This window comes from Leifsonia sp. SIMBA_070, assembly GCF_046534635.1.
GTDB lineage: Bacteria > Actinomycetota > Actinomycetes > Actinomycetales > Microbacteriaceae > Leifsonia.
Window position 1 is genome coordinate 1 of sequence record NZ_JAWRYK010001000.1, and the last position, 233, is coordinate 233.

Consider the following 233-nt stretch of genomic DNA (forward strand, 5'->3'; position numbering starts at 1 on the left):
GTGTGAATGACTGGCGTCCGGCTCACATCCATTTTTCTGTATTCGGTCATGGCTTTGCACAGCGCCTCATCACACAGATGTATTTCGAGGGCGATCCGCTGATCTGGATTTGCCCGATCGTAAAAACTATTCCCGACAAATCAGCTGTCGAACGGCTGGTCGCACCTCTGGACATGAACGCTAATTTGCCGATGGATATGCTTGCCTACAAGTTCGACATTGTGTTGCGCGGG

The 233-nt window shown here is 51.1% G+C and carries 1 pseudogene; it reads left to right on the plus strand.

Annotated features, from left to right (window positions below):
- Positions 1 to 233 (plus strand): annotated as a pseudogene (locus SB754_RS23170) (protocatechuate 3,4-dioxygenase subunit beta); the annotation flags it as partial.